This is a genomic window from Desulforamulus putei DSM 12395, assembly GCF_900129195.1.
GTDB lineage: Bacteria > Bacillota > Desulfotomaculia > Desulfotomaculales > Desulfotomaculaceae > Desulfotomaculum > Desulfotomaculum putei.
Genome location: NZ_FQUY01000003.1, coordinates 80,983 through 95,839, shown reverse-complemented (window position 1 = coordinate 95,839; position 14,857 = coordinate 80,983). Strand labels below are relative to the sequence as shown.

Annotated in this window: 19 protein-coding genes; 5 read left to right on the top strand and 14 right to left on the bottom strand. The window is 43.2% G+C overall.

From position 1 onward, the window contains the following. Positions 1 to 6: 6 nt before the first annotated feature. The 6 genes from BUB67_RS03655 to BUB67_RS03635 all read right to left on the bottom strand — a co-directional run bounded on the left by BUB67_RS03655 (position 7) and on the right by BUB67_RS03635 (position 4,463). Complete coding sequence (locus BUB67_RS03655) at positions 7 to 639, bottom strand: replication-relaxation family protein (RefSeq protein ID WP_073235910.1); 633 nt, start codon at positions 637 to 639, stop codon at positions 7 to 9. Beyond that, entirely contained in the window at positions 639 to 953 is a 315-nt protein-coding gene (locus tag BUB67_RS03650) for a hypothetical protein (RefSeq protein WP_073235907.1), read from the bottom strand. The genes BUB67_RS03655 and BUB67_RS03650 overlap by 1 nt, the downstream gene beginning before the upstream one ends. A 73-nt stretch (positions 954 to 1,026) precedes the next feature. Next, a complete protein-coding gene (locus tag BUB67_RS16120) occupies positions 1,027 to 1,431 on the bottom strand; it encodes a hypothetical protein (protein WP_143156994.1) in 405 nt (134 codons plus the stop codon). Positions 1,432 to 1,461: 30 nt separating this feature from the next. Next, entirely contained in the window at positions 1,462 to 3,330 is a 1,869-nt protein-coding gene (locus tag BUB67_RS03645; RefSeq protein WP_238456941.1) for a type IV secretory system conjugative DNA transfer family protein, read from the bottom strand. 17 nt (positions 3,331 to 3,347) lie between these two features. Further along, positions 3,348 to 4,211, bottom strand: a complete 864-nt coding sequence (locus BUB67_RS03640; protein WP_073235905.1) for a helix-turn-helix domain-containing protein — start codon at positions 4,209 to 4,211, stop codon at positions 3,348 to 3,350. A gap of 3 nt (positions 4,212 to 4,214) precedes the next feature. Continuing rightward, positions 4,215 to 4,463: a helix-turn-helix domain-containing protein gene (locus BUB67_RS03635; RefSeq protein ID WP_084127632.1), complete on the bottom strand. Its 249-nt coding sequence runs from the start codon at positions 4,461 to 4,463 to the stop codon at positions 4,215 to 4,217. A 142-nt stretch (positions 4,464 to 4,605) separates the two neighbouring features. Between BUB67_RS03635 and BUB67_RS03630 the strand changes: the two genes are divergently transcribed. From BUB67_RS03630 to BUB67_RS03620, 3 genes are all read left to right on the top strand, one after another. After that, positions 4,606 to 4,938: a sigma-70 family RNA polymerase sigma factor gene (locus BUB67_RS03630; protein WP_338011671.1), complete on the top strand. Its 333-nt coding sequence runs from the start codon at positions 4,606 to 4,608 to the stop codon at positions 4,936 to 4,938. 247 nt (positions 4,939 to 5,185) lie between these two features. Continuing rightward, on the top strand, positions 5,186 to 6,145 hold the full coding sequence (locus BUB67_RS03625; protein ID WP_073235897.1) for a ParM/StbA family protein: 960 nt from the start codon (positions 5,186 to 5,188) through the stop codon (positions 6,143 to 6,145). A gap of 44 nt (positions 6,146 to 6,189) precedes the next feature. Then, a complete protein-coding gene (locus tag BUB67_RS03620) occupies positions 6,190 to 6,606 on the top strand; it encodes a hypothetical protein (RefSeq protein WP_073235893.1) in 417 nt (138 codons plus the stop codon). A 49-nt stretch (positions 6,607 to 6,655) separates the two neighbouring features. Here the strand turns inward: BUB67_RS03620 and BUB67_RS03615 are convergent, their stop codons facing one another. From BUB67_RS03615 to BUB67_RS03590, 5 genes are all read right to left on the bottom strand, one after another. Next, positions 6,656 to 7,297, bottom strand: coding sequence for a lactate utilization protein (locus BUB67_RS03615; protein ID WP_073235890.1), 642 nt, complete (start codon positions 7,295 to 7,297; stop codon positions 6,656 to 6,658). A gap of 185 nt (positions 7,298 to 7,482) precedes the next feature. Next, the gene (locus BUB67_RS03605) at positions 7,483 to 9,168 is read right to left on the bottom strand and encodes a bifunctional diguanylate cyclase/phosphohydrolase (protein ID WP_073235884.1); all 1,686 of its coding nucleotides are present in this window, start codon (positions 9,166 to 9,168) and stop codon (positions 7,483 to 7,485) included. Between the two features lie 78 nt (positions 9,169 to 9,246). Continuing rightward, positions 9,247 to 9,378, bottom strand: a complete 132-nt coding sequence (locus tag BUB67_RS15945; RefSeq protein ID WP_143156993.1) for a cyclic lactone autoinducer peptide — start codon at positions 9,376 to 9,378, stop codon at positions 9,247 to 9,249. After that, entirely contained in the window at positions 9,365 to 10,006 is a 642-nt protein-coding gene (locus BUB67_RS03595) for an accessory gene regulator ArgB-like protein (RefSeq protein ID WP_073235881.1), read from the bottom strand. The genes BUB67_RS15945 and BUB67_RS03595 overlap by 14 nt, the downstream gene beginning before the upstream one ends. Continuing rightward, a complete protein-coding gene (locus BUB67_RS03590; RefSeq protein WP_073235878.1) occupies positions 10,006 to 10,455 on the bottom strand; it encodes a hypothetical protein in 450 nt (149 codons plus the stop codon). Before BUB67_RS03590 ends, BUB67_RS03595 begins: the two co-directional genes overlap by 1 nt. Before the next feature lie 390 nt (positions 10,456 to 10,845). Here BUB67_RS03590 and BUB67_RS03585 point away from each other — a divergent pair, with 390 nt between their 5' ends. Beyond that, a complete protein-coding gene (locus BUB67_RS03585; RefSeq protein WP_084127630.1) occupies positions 10,846 to 11,547 on the top strand; it encodes a helix-turn-helix transcriptional regulator in 702 nt (233 codons plus the stop codon). Between the two features lie 251 nt (positions 11,548 to 11,798). On the opposite strand, the gene BUB67_RS03580 is transcribed toward BUB67_RS03585, so the two are convergent. Beyond that, complete coding sequence (locus tag BUB67_RS03580; RefSeq protein ID WP_073235874.1) at positions 11,799 to 13,367, bottom strand: two-component system sensor histidine kinase NtrB; 1,569 nt, start codon at positions 13,365 to 13,367, stop codon at positions 11,799 to 11,801. Positions 13,368 to 13,586: 219 nt separating this feature from the next. Continuing rightward, positions 13,587 to 13,982: an accessory gene regulator B family protein gene (locus tag BUB67_RS03575; RefSeq protein WP_084127629.1), complete on the bottom strand. Its 396-nt coding sequence runs from the start codon at positions 13,980 to 13,982 to the stop codon at positions 13,587 to 13,589. Positions 13,983 to 14,294: 312 nt separating this feature from the next. Here BUB67_RS03575 and BUB67_RS17385 point away from each other — a divergent pair, with 312 nt between their 5' ends. After that, the gene (locus BUB67_RS17385; RefSeq protein WP_084127628.1) at positions 14,295 to 14,678 is read left to right on the top strand and encodes a type IV pili methyl-accepting chemotaxis transducer N-terminal domain-containing protein; all 384 of its coding nucleotides are present in this window, start codon (positions 14,295 to 14,297) and stop codon (positions 14,676 to 14,678) included. Here the strand turns inward: BUB67_RS17385 and BUB67_RS16555 are convergent. Beyond that, entirely contained in the window at positions 14,648 to 14,824 is a 177-nt protein-coding gene (locus BUB67_RS16555) for a hypothetical protein (RefSeq protein WP_200798117.1), read from the bottom strand. The genes BUB67_RS17385 and BUB67_RS16555 overlap by 31 nt on opposite strands. Positions 14,825 to 14,857 lie beyond the last annotated feature (33 nt).

The following is a 14,857-nucleotide window of genomic DNA, read 5'->3' as shown; positions in this document are numbered from 1 at the left end:
CCACTCCTAGTAGGTTAAGAATTCTCCTCTTGCGCCGTGTTTTTGAAGAAAATTGACCCTGTTTTGGGGACAGACCCATATCACTTTTTTACCGGCAAAACTTCTGACCTTTGATTTTACCTGCTTGCCGGTGTACTGACCGGTGTCGGTCTCAATATATATTTCCTCCCCTTCGTCCGAAGTGTAAGCGGCATCCGGGGCTTCCGCACCGCCGGCCCGGCGGCCGCCCCGCTCTTTTTCTAGCAAATCGCCGATTTTGTAGGTTTCCCTTTCGGTTTGAGATAGTCGAAAATAGACCTGGTTTGTTCTGACCTGATGTAATATCTCATTCTGCTTGCCGTGGGTGATGAAAACATCGTCTTTGTCCAACCCCTCCGGGCCGCAAACCTCCCGGCGGCCTTTTTTATCAAGACAATATACCTTCATATGGCGGCCGGGAGTTTCGGCGGAAATATCCATGGACTTGAGATAGCCGGACTTTTCCAACCTGGCCAAACGTTCCAAGCAAGTCCTTTCCTTGGCCTTTGGCCAATACTGGTCTTTTATTTGCTCTAAAGACAGGACCCGGCACCGGGCCAGGTCTAATAAAATATCCCTGTCCCGGTCGGTAAGCTGTTTAGCTTTGGTAATCTTAGCCATTATTCCTCCCGCAATAAGCCGAGTATTAACTTAACTCCGTCGCAAAAACCTAGGCGATATGCATTTTTCTGGTGCTGGCAAAAGGCTAAGGTGATAGCGTCTTCAATTGCACGAAATTCCGTAACTTCATCAAGAGTCATGTTAGACAAGATGGTAAGGTCTATACCCTCAAGCAATTGATCCAGCCTTTGAATGGCTTTCGTAGCTTCCTCCGGCAATGCGGCCGGGTGAAGGCTTTCTAGCCTGGCGTTAACAAAATCGTTTACCTCCTGTGCTAATTCAAAATCGTGGTTAGCGGTCATGTTTAAATTCATCATACATACTCCTTTCCAAGATAAATTAAAGGGGTCCAGGGGAATAAAATTCCCCTGGTGGGGGTGGGGGGAGTTAAAGAGGGGGAGGGGGCAAAGCCCCCGGCCCCCTCTTTGTGCCCCAGAGTGGAGCCGGTTTATGGTTCGGGCGATAGCCCGAACCATGAAGCGGCGGAACGGCGGGGCACTGAGCAGCCAGTCGAGCGATAGCGAGACCGCAGGCCGCAGGCGGCAGGGGCGAAGCCCCCTTGCCCGGCGCAGCCGGGTGCCGCCGAAGGCCTGCGCCACGCCTTAGCGTTCCCCGAGCGATAGCGAGGATTGGAACGCTTGGCGTGGTGGCTGCTCCTACTCCGTTGGGCCGCACCGTAATGGGGTTGCGGCTCAACGGGCCAAACCTTGCGCCGCAAGGTTTGGCTTGCTTCGCCGGGGCGTGCCCGGCGGCGGTATACATCCACCGTGACACGGCGGGAAGCCGGGGCACTGGGGGGATGCACTGCCGTAACCCGGCTGGTTAGAGTTCGATTTCCTCCTGCTGCAGCCCCTCTGCCGCTTGTTCACCGGCGGCCTTTCGGGCCGCTTCCTCTTCCCTCTTTTTGGCCAACTGCCTCTCGATGATCTTCCGCTTCTCCGCCTCGATGACTTCCCCCACGGTAATGCCGGTTGGGATTTTATTTACCCTGGCTGGTTCCGGCCAGGGCTCTGCTTCCAACTGTTCTTTTTCTTCCCAGGTGAGAATATGAGCATGATTTGTTAAAGTGGCCTGCTGGCGTCGGCGGAAGATGACGGATTTCTTTTCCGGCAGACTTAAAAATACATTGGGATGAATACGTGGTATTTCTTCTTCATGGACACTTTCACCGCTGCTGTGTGTGCCGAAGGAAAACAACCGACCGCCGGGTTTGCTTGTGCTTGCGCTTTCTGTTTTAGCCTTAACCAGTACGGTACCCGCCCGGGCGGAAAAGTCTTGCACGTCTTTTGGGTCGTCCACGTGGAAAATGATCTTAACTGCCGTGTTAGTGGCCACTTCGTTGATAAAAGCCGGCGACACCTTTTCCAAATTGCCTCGGGCCTGGTTGGCCAACACCAAGGCGTAGTTGGCCGAACGCACTTTGGAAATGACATTCTCAAAGGCCTGACAGGCCATGTTCTGGAATTCGTCTATTGCTATCATGGCCAGCCGGGAACCAGGTGTACGATAGACGGCCAGCTCTTGCAGCTCCATGGCTATCATTTTGCCTAGGGCCGAAGCTATGCTGGGGGCTACGGCCGAACGCAGGTCAAAATAGCATATGTCACCGTCTTCCATGATTTGCCGCAGGTTTATGTCTGCCGCTGGCTGATTAATAATCCGTAAATCCGTGAACGGCTCCAGGGCGGCCGTCAGCCCCTTGAGCTGGTTTTTATTTATCTCCTTTTCTTCGATACCCAATAGACTGGCCACCAGAGCTTCACTACTGAGGATTCTAGCTATACCCTCCAGGGTGTATATGGCCCCCTGGCTGTCTAGGGCCTTCACGATCGGAATAAAGAATGACTGCTGGACGTAAGTATAGAACTTAGCCTGGCCCTCGAACACCAGCTCCAGGGCGGTCATGATGCGTTCCACTTTACTTAGGGCTGTACCGTGTTGCAGAGGGTTGTATGTGTTGCTGGCAATTTCTGGGTGCAAGGAGAAGAAGTAAAACCGCTTTCCTGCCGCCCTGGCTTCCCTGGCCAGTAGCTTAATTGCCTGTTCATCTCCCTTGAAATCAACACAAACAACAGACATACCACGCCGGAAAGCCTGGATGCACAGGGGCAGCACGGCTAGGCTGGTTTTGCCTGAACCGCTGCCGCCGATGATGTGAACATGCTCCGTCAGGCTTTTTACCGGCAGCGTCACCGGCCGCCGTCGGTCGTCCAGGCCCAGGAAAATTTGGTCTTTTGGTGTTCGGTTAATATGGTCTATGGCTTTGAAATTTACCCTCTCAAAGCTGATTTTCTCAATATCCCTCCCGTCATGGGCTGCCTGATGTTTTTTCCCGCACCCGATTTTCCACATCCACCAGGCAATGCCTCCGGCGCACATTACCAGGTTCAGGATAAGCCACATGACCCTGACTCCGGGCTGGGATAGCTCTGCATTGGGGCGGGTCAACCAGGCCCAGGCGGTGGATACAGGATGGTGAAAGTACCATCCCACCATGTCGAAGGCATGTTTGGCCGCCTCCTTCTGTTCGGGCGTGGCCAGCAGGGACATCCCTGCCGCCCACTTCCCGACCGCCACCAGCCAGGCGGCCAAGGTGCCCAAAAACCATATATCTAAAATTAATACCCCTGCAATCAGGGGTAAGATAGCTAAATATAAGCACTCCTTAGTTATTTTAGTTATGGTGTTCACGGGTTACCACCCTCCTTTCAGGAATACATTGCTGCCATGAGTGCTTTTTTCTTTTCATCAGCTCGAGTTTGTAGCAAATGTGACTCTGTTTTTCCTGGTTTCCAGTCTTCTGCAAGTGCTCTTGCTAGAAATCCTTCTATCGTTGTTTTTATTGCAGTTTGCTTTAATACTTCAACTTTTTCAAGGAAATACTCAAGCCCTCCGCGATCTGCGTATTTAACCAGATTTTGAACAATAAACTTTCTGTCAATATCTACCCCTTTGGCTTTTAGCACAGCCTGCCAGCAGATTTCTACAGCCCCTTCGTTTACTGGCAATTTTGCATCTCCCACAACAACAACAAATTCATGTTGAGTCTTGTCTTCTACATTTTCTTTCAGACATGTTATTGTTGTTGTTTTGTTAATATTAAAATTATTAATGTTAATATTATTGTCCTGTTTTTTGGGACACGGTAAAGTAGGACACGGTTCCGTGTCCTGTTTTTTAGGACGCGGTTTTTCTACCGTGTCCTGTTTTTTAATACATGGCTTTTCACTATCATCGTTATTATCTTTTTGCAACAATGGTGATGGATTTTGCACAATCCAAAATACGTTACCGATAAATTTTCCTTTTTCGTCTTTGCGTTGCTCAATTCTTATGTAGTCACGTTCTTTTAACTCTATCATGTATTTTGTTAAAGTGTTTTTGTTAATGCCGAGGTCTTCGCAGATACGTTCCCTGCCAGGCCAAGCGGTGTTACCGGCTCCGGCATAACTGCAAATATATGCGTATAGCCCTTTGGCCCCTATCGACAATGAGCGGTCTTTCATGATAGACTTGGCCACCATTCCATAACCTTGGCTGTATATACCGTTTATCTTCAGTTGGTCTGTCATCGTCTATACCCCCTTTCCTTCCAACAGTCCCTTTTCCACCAGCTTGGCCACGGCCCGCATTGCTGTATCCCGGCTGATGCCACAGTCCTGGGCGATACGATCATAACTGGGCCAGGCCCGGCTTTCACTGTCTGCCCGGCGGCAAAGGTAGATGTAAACGATTTTTTCGTACACCGAAAGGTCGTGGCGGTCAAAGATGGCGTTATCACCCATAAAGAATCCAATGTCTCTACGGCGTATGGTATTGGTCATTTTGCAAAGCCTCCTCGATAAAAAAATAAAACCTTTGATAACAAGGTTTCTGGGGTAAAACAATATAGTTTGTCCTAGGGAGGCTTGCTATTTACTAGTCAGTTAAATTGAAATTCTGATGCATTTAAGGTTCATCAAGAAAGTGAAGACGGAGGTTTCCCTGTACGACCCCATCGGTGTAGACAAAGAAGGTAATGAAATAAGTCTCATTGATATTCTGGGTACCGACCCGGAAGTGGTGGCTGATATGGTTGAAACCACCTTTGAAAGGAATCACCTGATGGAAAAGGTGCGCAGGTTGACCAACCGGGAAAAAATGGTGTTGGAAATGCGTTTCGGTCTTGGCACCACCGCCCGGAAAACCCAGAGGGAAATTGCCCGCACTTTAGGAATCTCCCGCTCCTATGTCTCCCGCATCGAAAAGAGAGCGTTAAATAAACTGACCAAGGAATTCAGCATGGAAGGCTGCCAGTGACGGCAGCCTTTGATTTTATTAGATTTTGGATCAAGTTCCAGTAATACTGGAAGGTTGTTTAAACACCTCTCTTTCGTGAAACATTAAAGCCAAATTGAGAAGGATTAAATCACTTTCTATAGAATTTAACTATTGATTTTTGACGAAATACGTCTGGTCTTTAGCTCTAATAGAAAGTCTTAAAATATTTATGATCCAAAACGATTAAAGTTTAGGCATTTTAAATATTTTTAAAGGGGGCCTTTGTTTGAGTAATGTAATCGCCATTGATGTAGGGTATTCCCATGTCAAAGCTGTTTCCCATGAGGGTCGGATGGTTATTCCTTCGGTGGTTGCTCCGGCCAGGGAATTATCCCTGTCCGAGTTTGCCCAGAAGACCGGTTATGCGGTTTCTATACAAAAACCCGGCGGACCGGTACAAAAATATTTTGTTGGTGAATTAGCCATTAAAGAGGGACAAGGGGCCACCTTTACCACAGACCGGGAAAAACACAGGCATCCCAATCATGACATTTTAGTTTTAACCGTTGCCAAACTGTTAGGAGCGGAGCCGGGAGCCACTCTGGTGGCAGGCTTGCCCATCGCCTATTACAAAGCCCAAAAGGAAGAATTAAAACAACACCTGGAGCAGCTTGAGGCGGATGTGGCTACCGGCAGCGGCGAGCCCAAGCGAATTAGCTTTGGCAAGGTCATTGTTTATCCCCAGGGGGCGGGGGCATTGCTGAAGGCACCCCTTTTATCAAACTCAGGTATAGTCTTGTTGATTGATGTGGGGCAGAAAACCACCGACTATGTAACGGCGGAAATTGTGAACGATGTGGTGCGCCCCATTGCCAGCCTGTGCGGTTCCATCGAGACCGCGGTGGGCAATGTTTATGAAGCCTTTGCCGTGGAATTTCAGGTGCTGACCGGTTCGCCCATCTCCCCAGTCAGAGTTATTGAAATTGTACGCGGGAACGGTATGGTAACATTTAACGGTAAAGAATATGACTTCCGACTGGTTATTAAAACCATTAAAGAGAGCGTGGCCAGATCCATCTTTGATCAAGTGCAAGCGGCCCTAGGTGAAAGGTTCAGCTTCTTGAGCAGAATCTACCTGGCCGGTGGCGGCGCTATGGCCTTGCCCTTATCGGATTTCTTCCGGGGTGCTATTAACATCCCGGAACCCCAGTGGGCAAATGCCCAGGGCTTCCTTTCCATTGTGTAAATTATCAAAGGGCTGTTCACTGATCAGTTCAGGGGGCTTACTTTATGGGAGATGCAATAAAGACCCGGCAAGTGGTGATAAACCTGGCAGAAAACCATCCCATACTGCAACTGAATGAGGAGGAAAGAGAAGAAAAAGTTCAAGAGATCTTGAACAGTTATTATAGCAATGGACATCAGGTGGAGGAGCAGCTAAGCCGGCTTAACAAAAGGGTAGAAACGCTTGCATCAAAAATAAACTTAATTGATGAAATCTATTACGTCGTTCAGGACATTAAGCAAACTATGGGATTCATTGCACAGGGGCTTCTCCGGAGCGAACAGAAGCTTGTAACAAATACAGCAGAGATGATAAAAAATATTTCTCCGGAAGGTCAGATCACTCAAGCAACCGGAATAACAGGAGAAACCAAGGAAAGAACTGTGAAATTTGATGTAGATGCTTTCCTGGATTTAGGTTAAGAATTTTTACAGGCTGCGATTACCCGCAGCCTGTAGCTTTTCTAAAGGACTAATATCCTAACTCCTCACCGACTACCACTACTGTTATATCTGTAAGCATGGGTTTCTTTTTGATTACGGAATAGATCCTGCAGATTCTGGTGGAACTTTGGCATTCCGAGCACACTCCGGTGATTGTGCACGGGTTGGTATAATTCAGCCGTTTATTGTTCTTAGGCGAAACGATGGTCTGTAGCCGTTCAAAGGCGGCATTTACATCTTTACAAATTTTATTGATTCCCACCACAACCACAACCTTTTTGGGCCCAAAGGTCATCGCTGCAACCCGATTTCCCACCCCGTCAATATTCACCAGATAACCATCCAGGGTTAACGCGTTGGTGCTGGTTAAGAAAACATCACAAACCTGCTGCTTGCGCATGATTTCCATCTTTTCTTCCGGTGAAAGTTTAGGATCCCCGTGGATGAGAAGATCCGCTCCTTTGGCCTTCACTTGTTCCGCCAAATTCAATTCCTTTGTTAGTGTCATGGAACCGCCAAAACCCACCTGCGCCCCGGGTGAAATAAAGCTTAGAACATGTTCCACGGCTTCTTCCCGGGTTGGGAAATAAACGGCATCAAACTGGTTTTTCTTTAGAGCTTGTACGACTCTTTGTCCCAGAGTGTCCCTGTGCCACTGATCAATACTCATTTTCTCCCCTCCACAACAACAATTGACCAGATTATGTAAACTGTCTGGTCAATTTTAAATAATATAGTTTTATTGCTAAATATTATTATAGCAAAAATATTGATCTGTTTACCACCGGTTCTAATGTATCCGAGTTTTTCCACACCGGCCGCTCTTATTATTCTACTATCTCTCATATTATTCTACTATCTCTCATTTACTGTTACAATTTTAAAGGTATCCGGATAAGACTTTACCATGCTAACAAAAAGATGACACAATTCCGGGTCATAATGTGAACCAGCCATGGACAACAATTCCTGGCAGGCAGCCTCAGGTGACATTCCTTTTTTATACGGCCTGTCTGTGGTCATGGCATCGAAGCTGTCTGCAATCCTAATAATTCTGGCACCAATGGGGATATGAGAACAGCTCAGACCCAGAGGATAACCCGTACCGTCATAATTTTCATGGTGATGCAGAATATATGGTCTGACCTTTTCAAGGGACTTGATGGGACGGATGATCTCACTGCCCCAGTAAGGGTGTTGCTTTAAAATCTCCCACTCGGCCTCTGTCACTTTACCCGGCGCATTCAGAATGCTAATATCGACCTCAATTTTACCAATATCGTGCAGGTAGGCTCCGTATTGTACGTAGCGCACCTCTTCTTCACTCAGACCATATTTTTTTGCCAGAAGAGTCGCGTATTCCAGCACTCTCTCGGAATGCCCATATGTATAGCGGTCCTTGGCATTGATGATGCTCAGAAGTGTTTTGATGGAACTGAGAAGTTCCATTTCAGACTGGTCACAGGATCCTTTTAATGTATCTAAAACGTTAAAGTACAGTTCTATTTTATCTTTACTAGTCTTTTTAGCCTTATACAACGCCTGGTCGGCCAATTCCAAAAGATCTTCGCCGGATTTTGTATGTTCCGGATAGCAAGCAACCCCTACGGTAACACTTAACTTGCCGGTAGGAAGTTTGCTCGCGTTCTCATTATTTAATATTGATTCTGTTATTTTATCTTTTAATTTTTTGGCTATGATATAGGCTGATTTGGAGTCATGCTCAGGAAGTAACACACAAAACTCATCACCGCCATACCGAGCGGCAATGCCGGGAGGTATCACTTCCCGCGCCAATATTTGCCCCACATCCTTTAATATTTGATCCCCGGCCAGGTGACCAAAGGTGTCGTTATAGTACTTGAAAAAGTCGATATCAAAGATAAAAAGGCTAAGGGGTTTGCTAGTGTTTTTAGCCTCTTCTACAGCTTGTTTAAAATAGACCTGAAAATATCTATGATTATAAACTCCAGACAGGCCGTCCTTATTGGCTAGTTCAAGTAAATAATTTCGGGTGTCACGTTCAATACCGGCTATTCCTCCGATAAGCCAGGCACAGATAAACATGACACCTGTTAAGATAATATCAGATTCCAGGTTTCTATTGGGAAAACCAAATCCATATCTCTTAATGTCCCCAATGCATAATAATAAGCCACTGCCTAAGGCGATAAAACATCCTACTTTTTTACTCTTTGTAAAGGATGCAAAAGCAACTGGGATGATTAAAAGGTTGTTTAGGTATTTGTCATGAAAGTGAGCAATTAAGATAAAAACTAAAATAGAAAGCAGCAATGTACCAAACGAAAGAGCATTGAGACATGGCATTATGCTAGAACCTAATAAAACAACGAATAAACACATCATTAACACGAGGCCGTGTTGTATATAATTGGGTATCTCTTTGTATTGTAGATTTGCAGAAATATTCCAGTTGAATTTTAATAAGATAGCAATTGCAAAAACTATCATACAGAAAAGATATATAGTGATCCTTAATTCCCTAAAGTTGTCTTCTCTTTTATGCTGCCATCCATTCATAAAATCACTCTCTGGTAATATGTGCCAATTCATTAAAAACAAAAGAGTGAGAAAATCACTCTTTTGTTTTTAATCATGTTACTTTCTAAGTGCCTTAGGCAACTTAGGTTGATAGTGTGCAACACCACAAGCAGAAGCAGCATTAATAAGTGCTGATAATGTTAACACAATCGTTGCCAAGGTAATAAATAATGACTTAATTTTTTTCACACGTCTCACCTCCTTTATATATTGAATTGAAAAAATTGTCCAAGCACAAAATCATCTTGTGTCCAAGAACAGTTAACATCAAATACTGCCAGAGCAACACAAGGCTTACCGCATAGTTAACCAAAGAATAAAAAGAGAAATAATAGGCGATAAACTGAGTGACAGATATCAATAACACCGATAATATGGCCAATTTCCTTAATATTTTTCTTTGCCTTGGATGTAGGGGTTTCTGTAAAGATTCCACTGGTGCATTGATATAAACAGCCGTAAACCCAATAAGAAACACAATCACAAGAAAATAACCCAAAAAATCTTGCACATAGGCAAACGTTTCCCTGGCAAAAAGTGCTAATATATTAAAGGCTGCAACGGTGATTATTAAACAATTAGTAGGATGCGCACTATGGGCTCCACCTGCTGTCTTTCGTATCATTAATGATGCAAATAGCATATAAAAAATTAATATATGCAAACCCAAGACATACCCAACACCCAGAGTAATAAATACCCCGGATAATATTCCAAACAACACCTCTGCTCCAAATGCCAGAATTTCTTGTTGATCTTGATCCTCAATCCCTTTAGTTTTAATCAAATAATGTGCCAGTTTTTCGCTTAAAGACATTACTCCTGTCTCCTTACGTTCTTTATGACTAAACCAAAGATAAAAATAAATATAACATGGGGTAAACCAGATAGGAACCACCACAGGGGGTTATGAAAAATAATATCAAATTGAATTAAAAAGACATGGGAAAATAAGAATGCCGTTAATATTTCTGTCATAATAATAACAGTGTAAACTAAAATCATGCTAAATAGAGATGATGAAAGTTTTACCTTATAGTAATAACTAACAAATACGCCGACCAGACAAATCAAAAGTAGTGAATGAATCCCAAAACTAATTGGTAACTTTCTTAGAACAAAAGTTAGTATTGCATATATTATTGAAAACAACAGCAATTCTTTTTTTGCCCAATTCACTCTGGCAAAAGCAAAAATAAAGAAAAAAACGCTTAGGCCTTCTAAAATCGCCAGAGTAAAGTAGAGATACAGCGGTATGGTGCCCATTGTTCCTCCCCGAGATTATTGCTAATAATGTTTAGTCTAAAACTGTTTTCGACACTATTTTTCTAATCCCTTCCATCATCAAAAAACTCAATAAGAAGATAAATAGAAGTTAAAGGTTAACATAACTTTATTGGTAACAAGCCTTTGTCTAATCACGGAGAACATTTTACTCCCGTTTATTAGGAAATTCAGCACCAAATACCTCCTCTGACCGCCCCAGAAGTACACTTGTATTTTTTTGGTAATTATTTAACTTAGATAATTTATTAAAAAATTATTGTAATTCTTACAACAAGATTGTAATATGTCATTGTTAAGGCAGAGTTCTCCCATGCAAATAGAAAATAATACTTTTTTCATAAAGTTTGAAGTAAAGCGGCGGTCATTAACATGTCTAATTCAAGAGTACCAAAAGTGAATAAAGAGATGGACACCCCGGAAGTTATTTTTTCGAATCTTATCCGTATCGCTGATACCATTGCTCAAAACTTCGGCAAAAACTGCGAGGTAGCCGTCCATGATTTATCCAACCTGGACAAATCATTAATTCATATTGCCGGGGATGTCACACACCGGAAACCCGGCGCGCCCATTACGGATCTGGTGGTCAAGGTGTTGCATCAGGAAGGTGATCAGGCCCGGGATATGGTCGGGTACAAGAGTATCACCAAAGACGGCCGCATTCTTAAATCCTCTACCACCTTTATTCGGGACGGTCGGGACAAAATTATCGGGGCCCTTTGCATTAATTTTGACATAACAGATTTTCAACACATCCAGGCTGCCGTGGGTGATTTGATTAACCTGCCCTACCAGGGTGGGGAAGACAAAAAAGAAACCTTTGCTTCCACCGTTCATGAGACCATCGATGTGCTGGTGGCCCAGGCGGCGGAGGTTGTGGGTAAGCCCCCTGCGACCATGTCCATGGAGGAAAAAATTAAATTTGTGGCAACTTTAGAACAAAAGGGCGCGTTCTTAATAAAAGGCGCTGTGGACTACATCGCAACTGTTTTAGGAGTGTCAAAATACACCGTCTATAACTATCTGCAAAAGGTTCGCTCCACAGAGGGGCTAAATTTAATAACCAAATAATTAATTAAGTAAAGAGGGAGTTCTCAGGCAAATTTTTTTACAAACCCATGACTCATTATAAATAACAGAAAGAGAGCGTTATTAGCGTAAAAAAAGTTGGATTATTAACCAGATTAGTTATCGGTCTAGCTTTAGGTATTATCGTAGGTTATGTTTCCAAAGAATTTTTACATCTTGATTTCTTTGTTCGTCTGCTGGCAACCTTCAACGGCATCTTCGGTGGCTTCTTGTCCTAAAGCGTCTAAGAATCTTTATTTGGAATGGTTCTTAGATGCTTTATTTTCATTATCGTTGACTACCTGAAAGGCTAGAGTAAATGTGGTCCCTACACCAAGTTCGCTGGTTACTTTTATGGTACCGTTATGGTCTGAAATTATTCGATCACAGATGGCAAGCCCCAGACCCGTACCGGCAGGGTCGGTGGTAAAAAAGGGGTGCAATATTTTTTCTATATGCTCCGGGCTAATCCCTCTCCCGGTATCACTGATATCAATGCAAGTATGCTTGTCATCACCGTAGGTCCTGACCGATATGGTATCACCTCTGTTGCAGGCCCTCTCGGCATTTTGCATAATATTCAGCAGCACTTGTTTAATTTGTTTGTCACTGCCCGCAAAGGGTCTCACTGTCTCATCCAGATGCTTTTCGTATTGAATTCCTTTGCGCATGCCTGAATAAGTATAAAGATCCCAGGTTTCATTCACGATGTCGTTAATGTTAAGCAGTTTGCTTTCAGCCTGCTCCGGTCTGGCCAACTGAAGCATGCTGGTGACGATGCCGTTAACCCTGTCCAATTCCTCCAATGAAAGCCGGCTTAAATCCGCCAATTTAGGATCGGGCCATTTGGCTTGTATTAATTGAATAAATCCTCTGACCGTGGTGAGGGGATTCCTTATTTCATGGGCCGCTCCGGCAGCCAATTCCCCAACTGCAGAGAGCGTTGCCAAACGCTGCATTTTGTTCTTTTGTTGTTGTAATTCTGTTATATCGTTAATGACAGTAACAAAACAGTTTTCTTTTACTTCCGGTCCCTTTAAGGTAAATCTGTTGATTAGAAATGTCCTGTCGTCTATTTGCGTTTCCATGTTCATAAAGTTTGGCATCCATTTGTGGTAGGGTATAGAACATTGCTCCCAGAGCAATGTTTCACTTTTTCCTAAGATTTCACTCTTGTTAATTTTAAATATTTGCTCTATTTGTTTATTGCAAAGTAAAACTTGACCTGTTGAATTACAAATGGTGATGCCTTCGGAGAATGTTTCAATTAAATCCTTCAGGAAATTTTTTTCATTCTCCAATTGCAATGCATAACGAAAATTAATTTGAGAAATTTGTCCTACAATCCATGCTAACAATGCCAAACACAAAATAAAGGATATTTCATCTGTTTGTATAGGATGCAAGAATATATCATAACCCAAAAAAACTGAAGAAGCTAATCCTAATACAGAACCGCTGGTTAAGGAAATCAAAGCAACGGGAATAACATATATCAGTTTATGTATTTCCCCATTGCTGAAAACAGTGAATAGCAAAGCAAAAAAAGTTAATACAACTGCATAAACAATTCTATAATAGTATTTGCCAGAATAAAATCTCTCCTCTATGGCCCTCAGAAACAGGTAGTTTACTGCCAAGAAGCCAAAAAATGACCCTAACATACCTAACATAGCCAAGTTGAAATAAAATGATTTATATATATCCTTTAGATATATTCCTCTGGTTAAACTACCCAATAAAAGGATTAAAGAAAAAAATAAAAAATGAGATATCCAATAAATTTCTTTAAGCATTACTATAGGAGACATATTATTTATCATCAAACACTATCCTTTTTAAAATGAAATGATATCATTGGTCTAATTATTTTTTGAATAGTAACCGCAACACCAATCATTATAAGTATCTGAGGCCAACCAACTATAATCCACAAAAAAGTATCGTCTATTGATACATTACCAAATATTTTATATATATATAATAATGAATAAACGTTTCGGCACACTTTGATGGGTTTATTAGGTGTTTCAACGGGAGCATTATTTAAAAATGAAATATAAAGATAAAGTCATCACAATAAACAAGAAAAACAGGATATGGGATAAAGCCATTCTATCGGCAAGTTGAACTGCAGCTAGTCCGTAAAAATTCATGAGTCCAACTGACAGAATCAAGCAAGCTGTTGGACCGGAACAATGATAACCTCCTGTAAATATTCGTAACGAACCGCTGGCAATCAGTGCCATAGCAACTGTAGGAAATATACCTAAAACAACACTGATTAAAACAGTCATAGCAACAACCAACGAATTAAAAATTACCACATGCAGAGCATAGGCCATTACGGCTTTATTCTCTTCCGGATTTCCTGGTCTTGACCCGGCTAAAGCCTCGGCCCACAAATTAATTGTTTTTTCATACTGTTTCTTCATCATATACTTAATATTTGATATTTAGCAACAAATTCCTTTGTTATAAAATGTTATATTATGACAAGTTTAGTCGTAATTTTATTTTTTATTAGGGACTTTGGTCTCTTGCGCGAGAGACTTTTGTTCTACTAAATTTTTCTTTTAATAACTTATTTACGACAAATATAGAAGGAACTTTTCTAAGCCTGGTCGTATTTATTACTAGTCATTTTTTACCCTGCCTGTTCACAGGCCAAGCCTGCCAGATAACATTTGAAAACGTCATTCGAAAGGTATTTTTATGAATGTCGCTTCAATTAGAAACCTCAAAAGAAGATGTTTCTATGCCCTAGGAATTATTGCCTGCTCTCAATCACAGGGTACCTTAATTTACACCAACTGATTAAAACCCAGGAAGTAAGCGCCGCTGTGATTAATATTAGCGGCCGTCAGCGTATGCTTTCTCAAAAAACGGCATTCCTCAGCCTCCGGCTTGTTGAGAGTAAAGACCGTGAAGAACGGCAAAAAATTCGTAAGGAACTCTCCGAAGTAATCGCTCTGATGGAAAAAACTCATAACGGGCTTATTAACGGAGACGGTGCTCTGCACCTTCCCGGCCGCCTCTCACCGCAATTGAGAGCCATTTATTATGAACCGCCGGACCGGTTAGATTTTGAAAATGCGTACCTTTATTTTAAAAACCCGTTCCCTGCTTTATGAACCGGATCAGAACTTATCCCCTGATAACCCACACTTTCAATATATCCTGGCGGCTTCCCAGGGAGACCTATTACATTCAATCGATAAAGTGGTTTCACAATACCAAGCACAAAGCGAATCAGGAATTCTGTGGTGCTGCCAGGCATCTGACTTTCCCCCTTCGATCAAACAGGCTGCCT